Annotated in this window: 12 protein-coding genes and 1 pseudogene; 6 read left to right on the top strand and 7 right to left on the bottom strand. The window is 36.6% G+C overall.

Annotation, left to right across the window (positions count from 1 at the left end):
- Positions 1-210 precede the first annotated feature (210 nt).
- Entirely contained in the window at positions 211-516 is a 306-nt protein-coding gene (locus tag ACQKMV_RS14160) for a winged helix-turn-helix transcriptional regulator (RefSeq protein WP_427425033.1), read from the bottom strand.
- 547 nt (positions 517-1,063) lie between these two features.
- On the opposite strand from ACQKMV_RS14160, the gene ACQKMV_RS14155 reads away from it, so the two are divergent.
- On the top strand, positions 1,064-1,417 hold the full coding sequence (locus tag ACQKMV_RS14155; protein WP_427504708.1) for a YceI family protein: 354 nt from the start codon (positions 1,064-1,066) through the stop codon (positions 1,415-1,417).
- A gap of 265 nt (positions 1,418-1,682) precedes the next feature.
- Entirely contained in the window at positions 1,683-2,051 is a 369-nt protein-coding gene (locus ACQKMV_RS14150) for a DUF2500 domain-containing protein (RefSeq protein ID WP_427504706.1), read from the top strand.
- A 29-nt stretch (positions 2,052-2,080) separates the two neighbouring features.
- Here ACQKMV_RS14150 and ACQKMV_RS14145 read toward each other — a convergent pair whose 3' ends face one another.
- The 3 genes and pseudogenes from ACQKMV_RS14145 to ACQKMV_RS14135 form a co-directional block, all read right to left on the bottom strand.
- A complete protein-coding gene (locus ACQKMV_RS14145; RefSeq protein ID WP_427504704.1) occupies positions 2,081-4,441 on the bottom strand; it encodes a bifunctional 2',3'-cyclic-nucleotide 2'-phosphodiesterase/3'-nucleotidase in 2,361 nt (786 codons plus the stop codon).
- A 305-nt stretch (positions 4,442-4,746) separates the two neighbouring features.
- Positions 4,747-5,370: an FMN-dependent NADH-azoreductase gene (locus ACQKMV_RS14140; RefSeq protein WP_427504703.1), complete on the bottom strand. Its 624-nt coding sequence runs from the start codon at positions 5,368-5,370 to the stop codon at positions 4,747-4,749.
- Positions 5,371-6,025: 655 nt separating this feature from the next.
- A pseudogene (locus ACQKMV_RS14135) lies at positions 6,026-6,732 on the bottom strand (DsbA family oxidoreductase).
- 126 nt (positions 6,733-6,858) lie between these two features.
- Here ACQKMV_RS14135 and ACQKMV_RS14130 point away from each other — a divergent pair.
- Positions 6,859-8,238: an FAD-dependent oxidoreductase gene (locus tag ACQKMV_RS14130; RefSeq protein WP_427504702.1), complete on the top strand. Its 1,380-nt coding sequence runs from the start codon at positions 6,859-6,861 to the stop codon at positions 8,236-8,238.
- 37 nt (positions 8,239-8,275) lie between these two features.
- Here ACQKMV_RS14130 and ACQKMV_RS14125 read toward each other — a convergent pair whose 3' ends face one another.
- The gene (locus ACQKMV_RS14125; RefSeq protein ID WP_427504701.1) at positions 8,276-9,202 is read right to left on the bottom strand and encodes a manganese-dependent inorganic pyrophosphatase; all 927 of its coding nucleotides are present in this window, start codon (positions 9,200-9,202) and stop codon (positions 8,276-8,278) included.
- Positions 9,203-9,753: 551 nt separating this feature from the next.
- Between ACQKMV_RS14125 and ACQKMV_RS14120 the strand changes: the two genes are divergently transcribed.
- Complete coding sequence (locus tag ACQKMV_RS14120; protein ID WP_427504700.1) at positions 9,754-10,554, top strand: N-acetyltransferase family protein; 801 nt, start codon at positions 9,754-9,756, stop codon at positions 10,552-10,554.
- 113 nt (positions 10,555-10,667) lie between these two features.
- Here the strand turns inward: ACQKMV_RS14120 and ACQKMV_RS14115 are convergent, their stop codons facing one another.
- Both ACQKMV_RS14115 and ACQKMV_RS14110 read right to left on the bottom strand, forming a co-directional pair.
- Entirely contained in the window at positions 10,668-11,534 is an 867-nt protein-coding gene (locus ACQKMV_RS14115) for a MurR/RpiR family transcriptional regulator (RefSeq protein WP_427504699.1), read from the bottom strand.
- Positions 11,535-12,049: 515 nt separating this feature from the next.
- Positions 12,050-13,279 carry an MFS transporter gene (locus tag ACQKMV_RS14110; protein ID WP_427504697.1) on the bottom strand — a complete coding sequence of 410 codons (1,230 nt, stop codon included), beginning with the start codon at positions 13,277-13,279 and terminating at the stop codon, positions 12,050-12,052.
- 206 nt (positions 13,280-13,485) lie between these two features.
- Here ACQKMV_RS14110 and thrC point away from each other — a divergent pair, with 206 nt between their 5' ends.
- Together thrC and thrB are read left to right on the top strand one after the other, a co-directional pair.
- Positions 13,486-14,538 carry a threonine synthase gene (gene thrC, locus ACQKMV_RS14105; protein ID WP_427504696.1) on the top strand — a complete coding sequence of 351 codons (1,053 nt, stop codon included), beginning with the start codon at positions 13,486-13,488 and terminating at the stop codon, positions 14,536-14,538.
- Positions 14,535-15,449, top strand: coding sequence for a homoserine kinase (thrB, locus tag ACQKMV_RS14100; protein WP_427504694.1), 915 nt, complete (start codon positions 14,535-14,537; stop codon positions 15,447-15,449). Before thrC ends, thrB begins: the two co-directional genes overlap by 4 nt.
- The last annotated feature ends 17 nt before the right edge of the window (positions 15,450-15,466 follow it).

The raw sequence follows: 15,466 nt of genomic DNA, 5'->3' as shown, positions 1-15,466 counted from the left end.
TAATTCCTTTCTAACGTCCTTCTTACTCTACACTAGTATGGATTTAGAACCCGTATTTGACAAGTAAAATGAAGGGTATTTTTTATCTCGCCTTACCAGGTCTCCCTGTGCAGAGATGATGAATATGATAAAGAAAATTCATGGTCACTAGTGTTACATATGGCCATTGTTTTTTTATCCATCAAAAATTTCGAGATAGACCTCAAACTTTTAAAGCCAGCTCGTTGCCCATGATTCGATATTGCGGATCGCTCCTTCTAGTCCCCGACCTTTATCCGTCATAGAATACTCAACACGCACCGGTACCTCTGAATATACTTTCCGTTCAACAAGCCCTTCTTTTTCTAGCTCCTTTAAACGTTCAGATAATAAACGACCACTTACTGGCAACGCAGATTCAATCTCATTAAAGCGCTGCGGTCCATCTAATAATTGATATAAAATTAGCCCTGTCCAGCGTTTTCCGATTAAATCCATTGCTTTAGCTAAACGAGGACATAAATTTGTCTCACTCATTTTTTTCACCTCTTATGTACTCTATTGTAACGATTATTTTTAAAAAAGTAAATTTGAAGTAACTTATTTACTTACAGTAATCTATTTACTATTTTAAATTTGATTACTAAATGTAACTTACGATTTTTCATATTTGGGATTACTTTAGATTCAACTTCTACTATATAGATGCACATGATTTCATTATTATGACTACTTCCATTGTTTATCACCTATCTGAAAGATAAGATTATCTATCTAGAGATGCATCTGTTAAAACGGAAACTATGTATATAAATTGGCTGGTTCGGATGAAGGCTAGGGCTACTCAAGGGATCAAAGCGTCAACAGAAGAGACCCTCATCGGTTGCCCCGAAGAAAGCGTATAGTTAGAACGGAAAACGCTCCCAAGCTATGTTGACAAACCAGCTTTCATGGAGCATAGTTTTTTATAATTACCAAGTATTCACAAAATAAACTTTTTTCGTTGTCATATTTTCTCATTTTTTCTGAAAGTCCATTGAATATCCGAATTGTTTAATATATTATTCGTGTAAGATACTGTTTTATGGGGCTTTTCCAACGAAAAAGGTATGCGATTGATTTTAGTCATTCAACTATTGACTTTTCTGTACGACATATGATGGTATCTAAAATATATGGTGAATCGTACATTGCAGAAATAGCTATGCCAGATATTAAACAAATGGAGGATGTAAAAATATCATTTACAATCGCAGTTGCTAATGTTTCCACAAAAAACTTTGATCGTGATGTGCATCTTGTATCTCCTACTTTTTTTGACGCTGACATTTATCCAAAAAATTTATTTACATCTACATATATTGAAAAACTAGAAGATAAGAAATTTACTTTAAATGGATATTTAACTAATCAATTATGCCTCTGCATAATTCCGTGAAATCCGCTGAAAGAAGTTAAAGACATAACGACGCCTATCGTATTTAACAGTATATACAAGGAACAGTGTAAATCCATGGGCGCAAGAAGTACATGGATTCCAAACGAAGGCACAAATTGACCTTCGAGATTTTAATTTAGTTTATAATACGCTCCTGAAAACAGGTGATGTATTAATTAGTGATGTAATTGATATTATGGTGGATCTTGAAATAAATCCTTTATAACGACTTCTAGAACAATGTTTCGTAGATTGGAGGACTTTTATGTTTTGGTTTGATGAATTCTCTTTTGCACCCAATTTTATTTCAATAGTCTTTTTTATCGTGCTCGGCATTATAGCATTTACTATTATTAAAGGTATTCTACAATGGTCGAAAAACAACAATGAACCAGTATTAACAGTACCCGCTAAAGTCGTAACAAAACGTTCAAATACTAGTGGAGGTTCTGGTAACTCTAGTGCTCATACATCCTACTATGTAACGTTCGAAGTACAAAGTGGGGATCGTCTAGAATTAAAAATGAATGGTCGTGATTATGGGCAGCTTGCAGATAGTGACTATGGCTTATTAACATTTCAAGGAACACGTTATCATACGTTTGAGCGACACAAAAAGGAGAGCAGCGTTTAACAACGCACTCTCCTTTTAATATTTCATCATTATTTAATTAAATATTTACCAAAGCCGCCTTCTGTATCTCCTAAATATTCGATATTGCTGCCTGCTGGAATGACTTTTTGTGCATCCTTAGCAGAGTTGTAAATAATTTTTGTATTTGCTGGGAATGGTGCAAATGACCAGTTGTTATCCGCAGCAGGATTAATTGTTTTGTTTTCCATAATGTAATCAATTACAGCTTGACGATTTTCATAAGCATAGTTTGTTACGTTAGAGCCATCAGTATTTTTAAATGTGGCACCATAAGAACCACCCACGCGGTAATTATTCGTAATAATGATAAATTCCTGTTTTAAATCAATTGGTTTACCGTTGTATTGCACGTTTTTAATACGATTTGCTTTTCCGTTTACTAGAACACCTCGACTATCATATTTCGCTGGTGATGTTACGTCGATTTGATATGTTAAGCCATCTAATACGTCAAAATTGTAAGAACGTGCCTCTGGGTCAATAATATTTTGTTCTTCAGTTTTATTTGGATCAACTGTTGCAAAAATACCAGCAGCCATTTCTAACCATTCAATTGCTTGTGCTCCTGTTACTTTAATCGTTGCAACAGTATTATCGTAAACATAGATATCTGCCATATTTTTAATCGCAAGCGGACCTACAGGAATGTTTGTGTAATCTGTAGGGTTATTACGAGAGCCTGCCTTGAATGGAGCACCAGCAGAAAGAAGTGGTGTTTTTTCATCAGCAGTACCTTTTAATTCTTTTTCAATAAACCATTTTTGAGCTTGTGTCACAATTTGAATAGAAGGATCATCTTGAACCATTGAGAAGTAGCTATGGATTGGTGCAGTTGTCTCACCAACAGGCTGACGAATATACTTTAACGTACCTTCATGTGCTTCTTTAATTGCATTTAAAACTGTTTTAGATGGTTGTAAACCTTCTTGTTTGATAGAACGGATAGAACCTTTTCCATCCACTACAACCCATTTAGAGCCTTGTTGTTCTAGTTTTAAATCAATAACTCCAAGATAGCTACCATAGCTTCCTGCCATTACTGTAGGTACTCCGTTAATCGTCCCTTTTTCTTGATCAACATTTTTAAGATTTTTATAGTCACCTGGGAATGTTAAATGAGAGTGACCTGTAATTAAAGCGTCGACCCCTTCAATCTCAGAGATTTGGTATCCTACGTTCTCGTTACCTTTTACGTAAGTATCCTCACCAATACCTGAGTGTGAAAGTACTACAATTACGTCTGCACCTGCTTTTTGCATTTCTGGTACAACCTCTTTCACCGCTTCAACTGGTTCTTGCATTTCTACTTTGCCTGCTAAATGAATAGCATCCCATTCAACAATTTTCGTTGGTACGATACCTGTAACACCAACTTTAATTGTGTGCTTTTTACCTGTATTGTCTACAACCTCTTTATCAAGAATTACATAAGGTGTATACATATGTTTTTTTGTTTTAGCGTCGTATGTGTTTGCATTTACGACCGGATATTTTGCATCATTTAATACTTCATCTAAAAACTCTAAGCCATAGTTGAACTCGTGGTTCCCTAAAGTTCCACCATCATATTTCAGTGCATTTAGTGCTGCAATAGCTGGATGAACTTCACCTGGCTTTAGGACGTTCTCTAACGCTTTATATGATCCTAATGGCGTTCCTTGAATTAAATCGCCATTATCAAATAATAATGTGTTTGGATTCTTAGCACGGGCTTGTTCAATTAATGTTGCTGTGTTTGCTAAACCTACATCAGCTGATTCTTTATCTAAGAAATAATTATAATTTGCAAGGTTTGTATGAATATCTGTTGTTCCTAAAATTTGAAGGTCTACTTTAGTTGTAGATGTAGGTAATTTGTATTCAGCTACGAAACGTTCAATAATACTTTGCATTTGTTCAGTTGTTACATAATCTCGAGGACGAATTGTGTTATCCTCAAAGCCTTGTAATATGTTTGCTGTAACGGCATTTGCTAAATCTTGCTTATGCGTTGTAGCAACTTGATCTGCATCTGTAAACTTATCTAATACAGAAAGAGGAGCGTTTTCATTGACTAATCCACGAGCAGAAATAACAAATGCTTGTTGACGTGTCAATTTATCATTTGGGCCGAACAGTGTTGTCGTTTTACCTTTAATAAGCTTCAATTCTACTGCTTTTTCTACATACGGGGCTAAATCCTTAGAGACGTCAGTGAAGGCAATTTTAGAACCATCACCTAGCTCTACATTTAAGCTTTCTACTAGTTCTTTCACGTAATCTCCACGTGTCACATCGCTTGATGCAGCATTTGCGGAAAGACCAAATGGTAACACCGTGAATAGAACAAGTAACATCGCTAAGAATTTAGTCATTAATTTCTTATTCATGAAACAACCTCCCTATAAATCTAATATTTTCCTACAATTTCTATTATATTATACTAATTGCTTTATTAACTGAACAAATAGTCCTAATTGTATGTATTTTTAAACGAATAGCAAAACACTTTACCAGAAAATGATAGAATAATATTATTTCATAATTTTTTCACATAATAGGATGTTATTAAATGTAAATCAAGAACAAGCGCATAGTACCAATATTTTAGACCTCTTCACCATTACCATACCTCTATGAAAGAAATAAAAAAAAAGTCCTCTCAAATTAGAGAGAACTTTTATAAAAAAAATTATTATGCATTTACAGTTTGTAAAGATTGAGCTACTTTTTTAACCGCTTCTAGGCCGTTTGCAATAATTTCTTGTGCTTTATCTTGTGAGGCATTGTGACCTTCAATGATAACCTCTTCGATAATTTCCATACCGAACAAACCAACAACGTTTTTAATGTAGTTAACTGACATTTCCATTGGTTGTGCTTCAGGTGCAGAATAGTATCCACCACGAGCATTTAAAATAACTGCTTTTTTGTCAGCCATTAAGCCAACTAATTGTCCGTTTTCATTATATTTAAATGTATAACCAGCTTGGAATACATAGTCAATGAAAGTTTGTAATTTCGCTGGGATTGTTAAGTTCCAAAGTGGGAAAGCAAAAACAACTACGTCAGCTGCAGTTAAAGCATCCATAGCTTTTTGTTTTGCTGCTAAGAGACGTGATTCGATGTCAGTTAACGCTTCACCGTTTTGAACTTTACCAAAAGCATTGAAAAGATCTTGACCGAAATAAGGCATATCTTCTGCAAATACGTCAAACGTTGTTACATTTACGCCTTGTACATTTTCCATAAATGTGTCATACATTTTTGTTGAAATACCATCTGGACGGTTGTTAGCTTTTACTACTAGTACATTCATTATATAAATTCTCCCTTAAAATCAAAAGTTTAATATCTCGAATTCAAGATATATAAGTATATTAAAAAACTTTGCGTAAAAAGTCAACGCTAGTAGACTCAGACTTTTGACTGAAATGCGGATATTTCAAAATATTAACACCATAACGTAGGGTTGATTTCCGTTCCGACTGGGTGCTTTCGCTTCGCTTTCACACAGAGCAAAGCTTCCTGGGGGCGTCCGATGAGCCGCTTGGGCCAACAGATGTTTTTTGCGCGAAAGCGTAGTGCAACGTAGCGACAGCAACATGTTTTTGTCTGTGCGAAAGCGTAGTGCAACGTAGCGACAGCAACATGTTTTCGTCTGTGCGAAAGCGTAGTGCAACGTAGCGACAGCAACATGTTTTCGTCTGTGCGAAAGCGTAGTGCAACGTAGCGACAGCAACAGCACCGATGTTGGTCACGAAGGGGTTATCACAGGACGTGATGGTTTTAGCCTTCGTTCCTCTATTGCTAATCCCCAAGGAGTTACCCAGTCTCCACTCCAATCAACTTTTCCACATGTTATGCGTTTTAACAAAGGTCATCCCTTTTTGTAATAAGCTATTAAAGCATATATATTAGATATGAATAGGTACCTTACTAATCTGATTAGCTCTTAATCTGCTCCAACAGCATTAAAATTTACAACTATCATCTGTACAAACCCGCCGCCTTCAGAGCCTGCCATCTTTAACCCGGGTTGTAAGCCTTCTTCCTCTGCTACTTTACGTAATGTTTCTTCAAATACTTCTTGAGGTTGTGCTCCAGAAATACCGTACTTACGGTTTAACACAAAGAACGGTACCCCTCGTACGCCAAGTTGTAGTCCTTCTTGCATATCCGTTTCTACATCTGTTTTAAAATCATCGTTTGAAAGAACCTTTGTAACTTCTTCACGATTCAGACCTACTTGCTCAGCAATATCGATTAATACATCGTCCTGACCAATACGCTTTGCTTCAATAAAATAACTGTATAATAGTGCTTCAACAAGCGCTGTAGCATCCCCTTGTTGTTCTACCCATTTTACTAGACGATGCGCTTTTAATGTATTTTCCTCCATTAAATTATCAAAGTTATAATCTAAACCAACTTCTTTAGCGCGGGCAGCCACACCTTGCGTCATTTCCTTTGCTTTTTCTAGTGACATTCCATACTTTTTCGCCAATGCTTCGTACGTAGACACATTTGTATCCACAGGTGTTGTTGGGTCAAGTTGATAGCTTTTATAAACGAGCTCTACCTGCCCTGCAAATCCAGTATCCTGAATCGCCTGCTCTAGTTGCTTTTTACCAATATAGCAAAATGGACATACATAATCTGACCAAATTTCAATTTTCATAGCTAGTCACGCTCCTTTTGCTACATTGTAGCGATAGTAATTACAATAAGGCAATTTTTAAGCTTCATTGCATAAATTTTCAAACCAATCTACATACTGAACGTAAAAACAATGTGAGGGTTATGTATGACACAATCTCTTTGGCTCGGAACAATTGACCCCGTTTCCCTACCATCTCTTCCTGCGTCAACAACTTGTGATGTATGTATAATCGGTGGAGGATTGACGGGACTATATACAGCTTATGTCTTAGCAAAATCAGGTGTAGATGTGGTCTTACTTGAGGCAAATTCCCATATCGGTCATGGTACGACTGGTAATTCAACAGGAAAATTAACTGCACAGCATAGCTTAGTTTATGCCAACCTTATTGAAAAACTTTCTGTAGATGAGGCAAAGCTCTATTATCAGCTCAACCAAATAGCTGTAGAAAAAGCATTACAGTTACTCCCTAAGGAAAGTATTCAACAAGTAGATTCATTGCTTTATTGCCAAACAAAAGAAGGCTATGCACAATTATTAAAAGAATGGAATGCCTATAAAGTATTAAATATTAAGGCGAAAATCACTTCTGATACAGAGCTTCCCTTCCCAATTACAAAAGCACTTAGCATGTCCCAGCAGGCTCAAATACATCCTGTAGAAGTTTGTAATTTCCTTGTAAAAGGAGCATTATCAATGGGCGCAAAACTCTATACAAGTACCCGTGTTCAGCAATTAAACATACCACAAAATAGCTTACATACCGCAAATGATATGTCGGTTCAATACAATAAGCTTATTTTGTGCTCACACTATCCAATCGAAGCCTTTAGAGGGCTTCAGCTTTTTAAACTTTCTAACAGTCGCTCCTATATGGTTGCTAGCAAAATTACTGATACACTACAAGGTCAATATTTATGCGTAGATAATCCTACTCGCTCCATTCGGACGGCTACCATAAACAACGAGCATTATTTAGTATTAGGTGGAGCTAATCATATTGCAGGTGAAACAACCAATACGGAACCCTATTATGAGGCCATTCAAAATGAAATGAAGGCGCATTTCGATCAGGATCCAATCTATCGCTGGTCAGCTCAGGACATTGAAACACCTGATATGGTCCCTTATGTTGGAAGGATTACAAAGTCCTTGCCTAATGTTTTCATTGCAACTGGCTATCGAAAATGGGGAATTTCGAATTCTTTTGTAGCTGGAGATATACTATCCTCTCTGATAACAGGAGCAGGGAATGAGGATGGTGCAATACCTCTTTATTCGCCAGCACGTACAAAATTTGGGGCTCAATTTATGCAAATGCTAAAAGTAGGAGGCTTCGTAGCCAAGGAGTTCGTGACAGGCTATGTTAAACACGCCAATACACCAACTTGCACGCATTTAGGCTGTAAAACAAAATGGAATGAAGCAGACGAAACTTGGGATTGCCCTTGTCACGGTTCTCGCTTTAATGCCAAAGGGGAAGTACTTGAGGGTCCTGCTGTTCACCCATTAAAGTTAGAATAAAAAAGAGGTTGCCTATTTCAGGACAACCTCTTTTTCATTATTTCAATGCATCAGTTAAAACTGGCACGATTTGTTTTTTACGAGATACAACACCCGGTAGAAGAACGCGATTATTTACAAGCTCTGCTCCAAACCCTTTTGCTGCAGCCTCTGCTACTTGTCCAATTGCAACGGCTGTTGAATCATTGTTTAAAATATCTGTTACAACAAAGAAGAATAAATCTAAACCATTTTCCGCTACATTTTTATTTAATAAAATTTCTAATTCCTCTTGGCGACCAAGTACATCGTTAATATCAACAGCATTTACCTGAGCTACTACCGATTTATATTCACCAAATTGGAATTCTTTTGCATCTAATGATAAAAGATCTTCTAATGATTTATCTGAAAGATCTGCACCTGCTTTAAGCATGGCTAATCCGTATTCAGCAGCATCAACACCTGCAATTTTCGCTAGCTCCTCAGCAGCTTTTACATCTTGCTCTGTGCAAGTTGGAGATTTGAATAATAATGTATCAGAAATGATAGCAGAAAGCATTAATCCAGCAATGTTTGCAGGAATTGCTACGCCATGCTCTTTGAAGATTTTGTTTAAAATTGTTGCAGTACAGCCTACAGGCTCCGCACGGTAGTAAAGTGGATCAGCCGTTTGGAAGTTTGCAATACGGTGATGATCAATCACTTCCGTAATTTGTACTTCTTCGATTCCGTCTGCAGATTGCTGGAATTCGTTGTGGTCTACAAGAATTACTTTCTCTGCTTCTCCAACTACTGAAGAGATTAATCGAGGTGCCTCAAAGCCAAATTTATTTAAAGCAAATTGTGTTTCGTTATTTACTTCTCCAAGGCGTACCGCTTCAGCATCAACGCCAATTTGCTGTTTTAAATATGCATATACAATTGCAGATGTAATTGTATCTGTATCTGGATTTTTATGACCAAAAACTAAAACTTTACTCATTAAATTTATTCCTCCTAAATGGCAATAACATTTATATTTTATTTTATCATATCTTATGAACAAACATGATATAAAGTGAAAGTTTATCTATAAAGGATCCACTATATTCCACAACTAAAATCTACTATTTTAGCCAAACACAAAAATTGGAAACACAAGAATGATATTTGTAAAACGTATACGATAATTATGAGTTTATTGAAGAGCGGAGACTAAGCGACTCCTTGGGATCACAGCACCACAAATGATACCCTGGAGCGCGAGCTAGTAGAGGAAAGAAGGCTAAAGGCATGACGTCCTGTGATCACGTCTTCGTTATGGTGATGATCCAAAAATTACTCATTCATACTATATCTAGGTTATTATTAATTTTAATAAATTTATATATTTTAGCCATCCCATTTTTAACATTTAATAATAATAATTCATAGTTTATAAAAAAAAATTACTATTAATAGATATATAGTTGTGTTTTTATATTTAAGAAACCATAATTTTATGCTATCATCAGGGAGTCTATATTTTAGGATATATAGGAAATGGGGATCACGATGACAAAGAAGATGGAAAAAAAGTATATTCCTTTAGCAAATTATTTTGAAGTAGCTTTACAACAAGAAATTACTTTATCATTTAGCGAACTCGAAAATATTATGGGACAAGCCTTACCGAATGCAGCTTACTTAAATAGGAGCTGGTGGAAGAAAACAAAGCCCCCTCTCTCTCACTATTTGTCATGGACAAATGCAGGCTACTACGTCATTGATGTTAAGCTCGGTACTAGTGTAACTTTCTCGCGTACACAAATGAAGACTACAAATAATATCTCTAAAAATGACGATAACCCACCTGCATACATAATTCGAGCAATTGAAGCATCAGATGCTAGATTATTTATTCATTTGCAAGAAGAAATTTTCCAACAAACTGATTTCATGTATAACATGAAACATGAATTAGACCTTACAGTTCAACAGCTTCGTAAAGATTTAAGCTATTGGAAACAATTGAAAAACCGCACGATTTTACTTTGTATATTGAATGGTATTTTTGCTGGCTATGCCATTATCCATGGTTATAAGCACTCTAAAACTAAGCATGTTGCAGCAGTCCATCTAGCTGTTAAGGAAGAGCATCAACGACAAGGCATCGGTTCAGCGCTGATGAAGGCAGCTGAACGCTGGTCTAAACAGCGAGATATTTCGCGCTTAGAAGTATCTATTATGGAGCATAATGATAGTGCTTTAAATTTGTTTAAACAACTAGGCTTTCAGCAAGAAGGCATCCGCCAAAACGCCGTTAAATTAAATGATAACTTTATTAACGAATATAGCTTAAGTAAAATTTTATAAGTTTCTTTTTCAAGGATGTCTAAAACTTATTTAGACATCTTTTTTATGTGTACTATTGTTAAAATAATAAGTACTCATTGGTCCGTACTACATTACTACTCGTTGTGAAATTTTTAAAAAACTTGCTTTTCTCTTGCTGCATCTAAGAATAACAAATTATTTTCTACTTGTTCATATGATTGCTGATATTTCTCATATTGTGCCTTATCCTGACTGACCATTTCCTCAATTAGCGCATGTAAAAACGAAAACAAAACTGGAATAATGTCCAAAGTAGATTGCTTTTTCAGACCAAGTGTAAATAAAGCACTTGCATACTCCCGAATAGACGCCAATGCCGAACAAGTAATGGCAATAATTTTAGCCTTTTTCTTCTTGGCAATTTCTACAATCGTTTGAATGTCGTTTGAATGCTTGTCCCATGAAAAAACTATCAATGTCGTGCGCTCACCCATACTGTTAATTTGCTGTACAATATCATCAGATTCTGAGCGAAGCTGTTTCACATTTGGACGTAAAGTTTTCATTGTAGACGATAACCAATTTGCAATAGGCGCAGCTTGACGAGTACCTAAAATATAAACGTACTCTGCTTCATGCATCCATTTTGAGCTTTTTTGAAGCATATTATCGTTAATTAAATGAATCGTATCTTGAATATTTTGGATATCACGTTGCATCACCTTACCAAAACTTGGAACATTGAGTTTATTTGAAGAATATGTAGGTTGAAGACTCGCACCACCATTTTGATTCATTAAATAGCTTCTAATTTTGTCTTGAAGCTCTACATAGCCCGATAAATCCATCGCATAACAAAAACGAATAACCGTTGATTCACTAACATTAGCCTGTCTACCCACTTCTGCTGCTCCGTTACCAATTACAACTGTAGGGTTATTCCTAACAAATTGTGCAACTTTACGCTGTCCCTTCGACAACCTAACAAATCTTCTTTCTATTTCTTCATTAATACTCATTTCTACCAACCTTTCTTTCAATGAAATTATCACGGATGGAGATTGTTTCCTACTGACTCTAAATTCGATTAAAAATACAGTATCATGATTACAATTTGAATACAATGACTTTTCTGAAAAATCTTTAACGCTTTAACTTGCTAATATGATAGTTCGTGATAAATAGACATAAAATAGTTCTATCTTCATTATTAATTTTTATTGTTGGCTCATCATTATAACCCAAGGGTTGTTTTCCGTTGCGATGCGGCGCTTTCCTACGAAGTTCGTTCCATGCTCCCAACTGACACTGTAATTTGACCTCAAGGAATCGCCCTGCCCCTGCTTCAATCAACTTATCCACATGATATACATTCTAAAAAATATCACTTCTATTTTTAGTGATGAACCTTATTGATTGTGATTTTAACAGATTTTTAAAAATATTTGTATAAAAATTAAATAAAACTAATTTTTATGTAACAAAATTAAAGAAAATGTCTTGGACTATAGTTCATCCAAGACATGTTTTTTTATTAATCTAATTCAATTTGTTTGGTTTCTTGACCTAAGAAGATTACCCCAATAACACCGATAATAATCGCTCCGCAGAATATCGCAAAGATGAAGCCGATATCATAACCTGCTGTTAACAAAAATCCTACTAATAGAGGTCCAAAAATACCACCGATGCGCCCAACAGCTGCTGCCATTCCTGCACCTGTTCCACGAATAATTGCAGGATACTGCTCAGGAGTATAAGCATAAAGTGCACCCCATGCCCCTAAGTTAAAGAACGATAAAAACATTCCTGATGTTAATAGTACTACCATTGTTTCGGCATTACCAAAAATGAAAGCACTTACAGCTGTACCAATTAAATAGGAAATAAGCACAAATTTTCGTCCAAATTTTTCTATAAACCATGCAGCTGTAAAATAACCTGGTAGCTGTGCAAGCGTCATAATGAGAACATATTTAAAACTTGTAATCATATCAAAGCCTTTACTAACCATGACACTTGGAAGCCATAAAAACATACCGTAATATGAAAAAACAACCGTAAACCATAACACCCATAGCATAAGTGTCGAACGTACATATTTTTTCGACCATACTTCTCGAATATTTTGTACAACACTACGTTTCTTAGACTCTGCCTTTACTGCAAATTGAGGTGAATCTGGTAAGTGCCAGCGAAGATAAATTGCATATATAGCTGGAATTGCCGTTAACAATAAAGCAATACGCCATCCCAATGATGGAATAACAAAATACGAAATCAATGCTGCGATTAGCCAACCAACTGCCCAGAAGCTTTCCAGTAAAACGACCACTCGCCCACGCTCTTTGGCTTCTACACTCTCAGAAACTAGCGTTGATGCGACTGGCAATTCTCCCCCTAGTCCCATGCCTACTAAAAAGCGTAGTGCCATAAAAGCAGCTAATGTAGTTGTAAATGCAGACAAGCCGCTTGCAATCGAAAATAATACAAGCGTCCACATAAAAATTTGCTTACGTCCTACTTTATCGGCAAGCACGCCGAATAAAAGAGCTCCTACAGCCATCCCAATTGAGTTTATACTACCTATCCAGCCAGATTGACTTGGTGTTAATCCCCAATCAACTGCTAATGCTGCAATAACGAATGATAATATTCCTACATCCATTGCATCGAAAAGCCAGCCAACACCTGCTACCCGCAAAAGCTTATTACGAGAAATAGATTGTTGAACCTTATTTGTTGTTACTGTATTTATCGTCATTCTAACCACCTGTCTTTACACTTGACTTTACATTGTAAGTTTACTATACAGTTGTTTCAAGAAAGTGACAAGCAAAAATTCAAATTACCGAATTGTTTCGACAATTTCTCGAATTCTATTGAAAACATGGGGTAATTTGCGTTAAAATGTCTTTTATACAAAAACAACTGTTCTTTCTATAAGAACAAAAGGAGATCGTAAACGTTATGTGGAAAGGCCTAATTGAAGAATATAAACAATTTTTACCCGTAACAGAAAATACACCTGCTCTAACTTTAAACGAAGGCAATACGCCTCTTATACATTTAGTAAATCTATCTAAAAAACTTGGCATTGAGCTTTATGGAAAAATAGAAGGTGCAAACCCAACTGGTTCATTTAAAGACCGTGGTATGGTGTTTGCCGTTGCAAAAGCAATTGAAGATGGCAGCAAATGCGTTATTTGTGCTTCAACTGGTAACACATCAGCTGCAGCAGCAGCTTATGCAACACGTGCTGGAATCCAGTCCATAGTCGTTATCCCTAAAGGAAAAGTGGCCCTAGGTAAGCTAGCCCAAGCGACAATGTATGGTGCAAAGATTATCGAAATCGACGGTAATTTTGATGATGCATTAAACATTGTTCGTCAAGTAAGTGAAACAACTCCAGTGGCACTTGTAAACTCTGTGAATCCATTCCGTATCGAGGGGCAAAAAACGGCAGCATTTGAAATTGTAGATGCTCTAGGAACAGCTCCAGATTATCTTTGCATCCCTGTTGGTAACGCAGGTAACATTACTGCATACTGGAAAGGCTTTAAAGAATATGATGCTGCAAAAGGCTCTGGTCTACCAAAGATGTTCGGCTTTGAGGCTGAAGGTGCAGCAGCAATTGTAAAAGGTGAACCTATTGCTAATCCTGAGACAGTGGCAACAGCTATTCGTATCGGTAATCCTGCAAGTTGGAAATTTGCAGAAGCAGCTCGCGACGAGTCTGGTGGAATTATTGATTCGGTGACAGACGAAGAAATTTTAGCTGCCTACAAATTAATTGCTGGCACTGAAGGAATTTTCGTTGAACCAGGCTCAGCTGCATCATTAGCAGGCGTTATTAAATCAGTTGAAAATGGCAAGATTGCGAAGGGCTCTAAAGTAGTGACAATTTTCACGGGTAATGGATTGAAAGATCCTGATACTGCAATGAATGTATCGACTGTAGATGTTGTCTCACTTAAAAATGATGAGGAAGAAATTCGAAAATACATTGAGGACGTACTATGAGTAACATGTGGGAGATCTCAGTTCCTGGAAGTACAGCCAATCTAGGACCGGGCTTTGATTCAATAGGACTTGGTTTATCTCTTTACTTAAAGTTAACCGTATCTTTACAGGATAGTTGGGAAATTATCCACCTCGATGATAATGGACCTAAAGAGTTTGAGCTGGAAGAGCACTTACTATACGTGATTGCCAAAAAAATTGCGGATCAATACGGTAAGCAGCTACCTGCCTGCCGTGTAGAAATGGCAAGTGAGCTTCCATTAGCCCGTGGTTTGGGGAGTAGTGCAGCAGTCATCGTTGCAGGAATTGAACTAGCTAACCAAGTCTGTGATATAGGCTTAACTGTACAGGATAAACTCAATTTATCCTCACAAATCGAAGGACATCCAGACAATGCAACAGCCTCAGTATTAGGAGGGTTAACAATTTCCTCAATGGATGAAAATGGCGTTGTTGATACATTTCATGTCAATGATATAGATGCTTCTTTTGTTGTATATGTGCCCGATTTCGAGCTAAAAACAAGTGAATCTCGTTCTGTTTTACCAGAACAATTTGACCGTGCGTATGCAGTTAGGGCATCAGCAAAGGCTAATATGCTAGCAGCATCACTAATGGTTCGTGACTTTGAGCGTGCAGGTCGTTATATGGAAGTTGATTTATTCCATGAACCTTTCCGCAACAAATTAATTCCACAGTATACAGAAATTCATGTAGCAGCAAAGGCTAATGGGGCATTTGGAACGGCATTAAGCGGGGCTGGACCAACACTGATTTCCATCATCCCTACTGCTATTGCACAAGATTTCGTAAATGCCATGAAAAATCAATTTCCAGAACATCAAATTATCTTAACAAAAGCCGATGAACATGGTGTACAGATAAAATTTGAACGTCTACTACAAAAGTAGACGTTTTTTCTTGAAGG

The organism is Lysinibacillus sp. NPDC094403, from assembly GCF_050278745.1.
Lineage (GTDB): Bacteria > Bacillota > Bacilli > Bacillales_A > Planococcaceae > Lysinibacillus.
This window is presented reverse-complemented; position numbering and strand designations above follow the sequence as displayed.